General features: G+C 41.9%; 3 protein-coding genes. All 3 read right to left on the reverse strand.

What is annotated here, in order from left to right; translation table 11 throughout:
* Nucleotides 1–5 precede the first annotated feature (5 nt).
* A complete protein-coding gene (locus H6S82_RS13565; protein WP_190467995.1) occupies nucleotides 6–1067 on the reverse strand; it encodes a TauD/TfdA family dioxygenase in 1062 nt (353 codons plus the stop codon).
* The gene (locus H6S82_RS13570) at nucleotides 1064–5731 is read right to left on the reverse strand and encodes a non-ribosomal peptide synthetase (RefSeq protein WP_190467992.1); all 4668 of its coding nucleotides are present in this window, start codon (nucleotides 5729–5731) and stop codon (nucleotides 1064–1066) included. Before H6S82_RS13570 ends, H6S82_RS13565 begins: the two co-directional genes overlap by 4 nt.
* Nucleotides 5728–6651, reverse strand: a 924-nt coding sequence (locus H6S82_RS13575; protein ID WP_191056312.1) for a phosphopantetheine-binding protein, incomplete at its 5' end; no start/stop codon positions are given. The genes H6S82_RS13575 and H6S82_RS13570, both read right to left, overlap by 4 nt.

A 6651-nucleotide genomic window follows, 5' to 3' on the forward strand; every position in this document is an offset into this window, starting at 1 on the left:
CCAATCTACAATCTAAAATCCAACATCGTATGGTTTAGCGGTTCTGCCATTCCTACGACAACTTTTCGCGAACCTGTATAAGGGTTGCGTGCGTGTACAGACAACAGATTGTCTAACATCAATATGTCCGATTTCTGCCAAGAAAAACTCACCATTTCTTGCAGATAAGCATCGCGAAGCTGCTCCAAAACAGATGCTTCAATAGCAGAACCATCTCCATAAAAAGTATTAGTTGGCAAATCATTCTCTTTAAATTCTGCCAGCAAAGAATCGCGTATTGCTGCTGGCAAAGTTGATACGTGGAAAAAAGTAGCGTGATTGAACCAAACTGTTTCGCCAGTGCGAGGATGTTTAATAACAACCGGACTAACTTGACGAGTTCTCAATTTTCCTCCCTCTTTCCATTCAAATTCAATCCCGTGACTGCGGCAGTATTTTTCTACATCTGCTGGTGCTGTAGTTTGAAACACAGTTTGCCAGGGAAGACCGAAACCGTCACCGAAGTTTCGCACGTACATTACCTTTTTTTCGATAAAGCGATCGCGTATTTTTCGATCGATCCGCTCAAAAATTTTCCGCGTACTACCAATAGGTGTTTCTCCGCCTGACTCTGCGGGAGTAACGCAATAGAAAAAGATTTTGCCGGGAAATACAGGCGAATAGGCGTGTTCGTTATGGGGAAATATACTTTGATCTGCCGGGTAGTCAGTCGAGGTATAAATTCTTCCACTCACTTGAGAACGCGGCGATGCACGATAGCGATATTCCAGCGCCTCTCCACAAATAGCGGCGATTAACTGCTCAAATTCCCCCACTGAATTGAGATCGAAATCTCGGAAAAGAATGGCTCCGTGTTTTATTAGCTGCGCCTCGATAAAATCTCGATTTCCAGACGCCCAAGTCAGCAGATTTACCCCCTTAACAGCGGGACGAATGACTAAAGGGAAACAGAGATCGGGATGCAAATAATCGGTTTCGATCAGTTTTTCGGGAGACGCACTGACAACTTTTCGCTTGACATTTTTTAAGCTTCCCATAGAGTTGGTTTGCGATGGCAAATTTTTCATAGTTTTTCTCCTAATTTAAGTGACTTGCGTTTGATATTGCTTAATTTCTGTCCAACGGTTTTTTGATACTCCTGTTCTTGGATGCTTTGTTGCAAGCGATCGGCTTCGCTCAAAATTTCCTTGAGAGCGTTCAGATTGATATTTGGTTGCGCCACAATATTATCCAGCAGCGTTTCCAATCGTGCCAAAATCCGGGCGATCGTGCTGTCTTCAAATAAATCGGTTTTGTATGCCAATACTAACCCAATTAGTTGTTCTTCTGTCTCCATAACATTGAGGAGAAGATCGAACTCTGAAGTGCCGTTATCAACTTCTAAAAACCCCAAGGTTAAGCCCGGAAGTTCCAACGGTGGTGTGGGAACATTTTGCATAACTAGCTTGACTTGAAATAGCGGTGCGCGATTCAAACTGCGCTCTGGATTTAGCGCTTCTACAAGTTTGTCAAACGGCAAATCTTGATGAGCATGAGCTTCCAATGTTACCCGACGTACCTGTGCCAATAATTCTCGAAAAGTGGGATTTCCTGATACATTGGTACGCAATACTAATTGATTGACAAAAAAACCAATTAGTCCTTCTGTTTCGGCTTGGTTACGATTGGCTATATCAGTCCCTACAACAATATCATCTTGATTTGTTAACCAATGCAATAAAGTTGTAAAGGCTGCTAGTAGCATCATAAACAGCGTCGCCCCTTCTTTGGCACTTAGGCTTTTGAGCGCATTCGAGAGGGCTTTTGATAGTATCAAAGTTTTCCTTTTCCCTCGCAAGATTGGCATTGATGGTCGTGGTTTATCGGTGGGCAATTGCAACAATAAAAGGTGATTAAGCTGCTGCTGCCAATAAGCAAGTTGAGTTTGCCAATGTTCCGCTAACCACTGTCTCTGCCAAACGGCAAAGTCGGCATATTGAATAGATAAATTAGGCAGTATAGATGTTTTTTTGATGCAAAAAGCTTCGTAAAAAATGGCAATTTCTTGAATCAGAATTCCCAGCGACCAAGCATCAGAAATAATGTGGTGCATGGTAAATAGTATTACCCAATCATTTTCGCCCAATTCCAGTAGTTTTACTCGCAATAATGGCGCTTTATCTAGTGCGAAGGGTTGGCGCACTTCTGCAATGGCTAGTTGTTGGGCTTTTTGGACGATCTCAGAAAATTCCCTTAAATCTACAATGGGTATTGTCAAATTTAGAGTGGGAGCAATTTGTTGTACGGGTTCCCCATTTATCTCAATAAAACTGGTGCGTAAGCTTTCATGTCGCTTGATAACTTCGTTTAAGCTTTGTTCGAGTGCCTTTACGTTGAGCGAACCAAAAAGACGCACGGCGACAGGCATATTGTAAGCAGGATTACCGGGTAATAATTGGTTGGCAAACCACAGTCTTTGTTGAGCAAAAGATAAGGTTAAATTTCCTTCTCTGGGAACAGAAGCAATTGGCGGAAGTTCTAGTTTTTGTCCCGCTTTTATTTCTGCCTCAATTCTTTGAGACAATTCTGCTATGGTTGGCGATTCAAACAAATAGCGCAAAGGAAATTCAAGTTGAAAGGCTTTGCGGATTCTTGAAATAACTTGGGTCGCCAGTAAGGAATGCCCCCCAAGTTGAAAAAAGTTATCGGTAATTCCAATTGATTGGATTCCCAATACTTGAATCCAAATCCCGCTTAATATTTCCTGGGTCGGAGTGCGGTAATTTTTAGCCTTTACTTGCGGTTCTGTTTCTGTTTGAACGGGTATAGGTAGCCTTTTTCTGTCGATTTTTCCGTTGGGTGTCAGCGGCAAAGTTTTCAACAGAATAAAGCTAGAAGGCATCATGTATTCAGGCAATTTTGTAGCTAAAAACAGACTCACTTCACTCTTGAGTTCTGAATCCTCAATTTTGTAATGCGATCGAGCTACACAATATGCAATTAACTGTTTATTACCCGGTCGATCTTCTCTAGCTAAAACCACCGCTTGTTGTATGGCTGGATGTTGATTTAATGTAGCTTCTATTTCTCCAAGCTCGATGCGATAACCTCGAATTTTAACTTGGTTGTCGCTCCGACCGAGAAATTCTATATTACCATCATGTAAGTATCTGGCTAAATCTCCAGTTTTGTAAAGTCGCCTGAATTTTGAACTTTCAAAGGGGTTGGCAATAAACTTTTCGGTTGTCAATTCAGGTCGGTTAAGATAGCCTCTCGCTAAACCAGCACCACTAATATAAAGTTCGCCAGTAACTCCGATGGGAACAGGTTGTAAGTTTGTATCTAAGATATAAAGGTGAGTGTTGGGAAATGGCTTTCCTATCGGTACTAATTGGTCAGTAGGTAAGTCTAAATTTGTACTTTCAAAGTATGAACTATCAATGGTAGCTTCGGTTACTCCAAAAGAGTTAATCAGTCTCGTTTGATAACTGCAAAATTGTCTAAATTTATTGTATTCGTTTCCATACCAACTATCAGAACCGCAAACAAGCAGTCGCATAAAGTCAAGACGCTGTTCGCTTTCTTCTAAGTATTGAATTAGGTTTCTTAATACCGCCGGAACGAATTCAGCACAATCAACTTTTTCTCGAAGCATCAACTGATAAAGGTTTTCGGCATCTAGCAGGTGTTCGCGATCGCACAACACTAACTTTCCACCCGAACACAAAGCGCGAACCATGTCTCCGCTAAACACATCAAAGGCGAAGCTTGCCATTTGAAGGTGACAAGTTGGTTGTTCGCTTAGTTGATAAATTTCTTCCCACGCTAAATAAGCATTAACTAAGCTTCCATGCTCAACCATTACTCCTTTGGACTGTCCGGTAGAGCCAGAGGTGTAAATGATATAAGCTAAGTTGTCAGATGTCGCTCGATTAACTGGATTAGATTCGCTTTCCCGTGCAACTTTTTCCCAGTTTTTATCCAAACAAATTACTGCGTTTTGTTCAAAGTTATTAACCAATGACGAATGACTAATAACTAATGACAATTGAGCATCTTTTAGCATGAAAGCCAGCCGTTCTTGGGGATAGGCTGGATCTAGAGGTACGTAAGCACCGCCTGCTTTGAGAACGGCTAATACTGCCACAATTAGATCTAGCGATCGCTCCAAGCAAATACCAACTTTTACTTCTGCTGCAACACCGAGCGATCGTAAATAATGCGCCAAAGAATTTGCCTTGGCATTCAGTTCCCGATATGTTAACTGGTGGTCTTGATAAACAACAGCAATAGAAGTAGGTGTTCGGTTGACTTGCTCCTCAAATAGTTGATGAATGCACTCTCCGATTAGGAACTTTGAATTTAGGATTTTGGATTGTTTTTGATTAAATTCGATTAGTAATTGGTATCGCTCTGTTGCTGTTAATAAGGATAATTCCGAGAGTCGTTGAGTGGGGTTGGCAACGATATTTAAAAGCAACGTTTCCAAATGCCCCAACATTCGCTTAATGGTATCGGTGTGGAAGCGATCGCAAACATATCCAATCTTCAACAACAACTCCGAATCGGGAATTACAGTTACAGTCAATGGATAATTAGTCTTTCCAAATGTGCGGAAATTTCCCATCTCTAGATTTGAATTAAGCTGCCGTACCGCCGAATCTACCGGGTAATTTTCAAACACTACAATACTATCGAACAGCGACACACCGCGAGGAACTTCACTCCAAGCTTGAATTTCTATCAACGAGTTGTACTCATACTGACGTAATTCCACAAGCTGCGTTTGGAATTGCTTCAACCAAGGCAAGATAAAATCATGCGAATCGACCCAAACTCGCACTGGCAAAGTGTTAATAAATAACCCCACCATTGACTCAGCACCCGCCAGCGTCGGCGGACGACCGGAAACCGTCGCGCCATATACGATGTCCTGTTCGCCACTGTAACGACTCAGTAACAGTGCCCAAGCTCCTTGCACTATGCTATTCAGCGTTAGTTGCTCTTTCCGCACTAAAGATTGCAATGCTGCGGTTGTTTCTGCTGAAAGCTTTAATTGCTGCTCATCATAACTGGGAATTTGTGACTGTTTATTAGTAATTTGTGGCTGAGATAATATCGCTGTAGGTGCAGTAAAACCTTTGAGTTTTTCTCGCCAAAATGCCTCAGATTCCGTCACATTTTGTTGCTGTAACCAAGCGATGTAATCTCGATAAGGACGGGGTTTTTCCAGATACAATTCCTTACCTATATAAAAAGCTGCATAAAATGTAATAACTTCCTTAAAAATTAAAGGTAAAGACCAACCATCTAACAGCAAGTGATGGTGATTCCAAATAAATTGATAGGAATTTTCTGCTAATTGTATAAGGGTAAAATTCATCAGCGGCGCTTTGGAAAGTTCAAAGCCTCGCTTTTGTTCTGTTTCCAACAAAGCCTCTAGTTGCTGTTGCTGTTTGATGGTGGAAAGTTCGCGCCAGTCAACCTGCTGCCAAGGCAAACTTACTTGTCGCCCTACTACCTGAAGCGGTTTTTCTAAATTTTCCCATACGAAAGCAGTCCGTAAAACTGAATGGCGATTTACAACTTCTTGCCAAGCTTGCTTAAATGCGACAACATCGAGATTTCCATTTAGTTGAAGGGTGAGTTGTTCGACATACATCCCCGATGTCGGCGCATAAAGGCTATGGAAAAGCATTCCTTGCTGCATGGGAGAAAGAGGATAAATTTCCTCAATATTTCTTTGATTCATAGGACTTCTCCTCCTTCAAATTCGACGGTTTGTAACACTCGATCGAGTTCGTCAGCAGTCAGTTGCGCGAGCGGTATATCGGATGGTATAGGCTCTTTTTGGCTCGTTTCACTTAGAGCAGCTACTGTTGATAATTTGGCAATCGTTTGATGTGTAAATACCTGTTTAGGCGTTAAAGATAATCCGGCGCGATCGGCTTTGGATATAACCTGAATCGTCAGGATAGAATCTCCGCCTAATTGAAAGAAGTTGTCGTGAATTCCTACTTGTTTCAGACCCAGAACTTCCCTCCAAATTTCCGCTAGTATTTGCTCAATTGAATTGCGCGGTGCTACATAAGCGTTTTCCAATTGCGATCGCATTTCGTCAGGTTTTGGCAGTGCTTTTCGGTCTACTTTACCGTTAGGCGTTAGCGGCAAAGTTTCCAAGGTGACGAAGCTGGAAGGCACCATGTATTTAGGCAACCTTTCCTCTAAATAGCTATGCAAATCGCTGGATTTTAGATTGGTGAGTTGCTTTTCTGGAACGAAATAAGCTATTAGACGCTTGTTGCCAGTTTCATCCTCTGGCGCTAAAACTACAGCATTTTTTACTTCTGGGTGTTGGCTTAAAACTGCTTCAATTTCGCCTAGTTCAATTCGGAAACCTCGAATTTTTACTTGGTAGTCAATTCGACCGATAAATTCAATGTTTCCATCAGGTAAATACCGTGCTAAGTCACCAGTTTTGTACAACCGCGCCCCTGGTTTACTACTAAATGGATGGGGAATAAATTTTTCGGCAGTTAGTTCGGGACGATTGAAATAACCTCTAGCTAAGCCATCTCCAGCAATGTACAATTCGCCGGGAATTCCGATGGGTACTGGATTGAGGTATTTATCTAAAATGTAGATTTGGGTGTTAGCGATCGCACTTCCAAT

Source organism: Planktothrix sp. FACHB-1355 (assembly GCF_014748295.1).
In the GTDB taxonomy this organism is placed as follows: Bacteria; Cyanobacteriota; Cyanobacteriia; order Cyanobacteriales; family Aerosakkonemataceae; genus Aerosakkonema; species Aerosakkonema funiforme_A.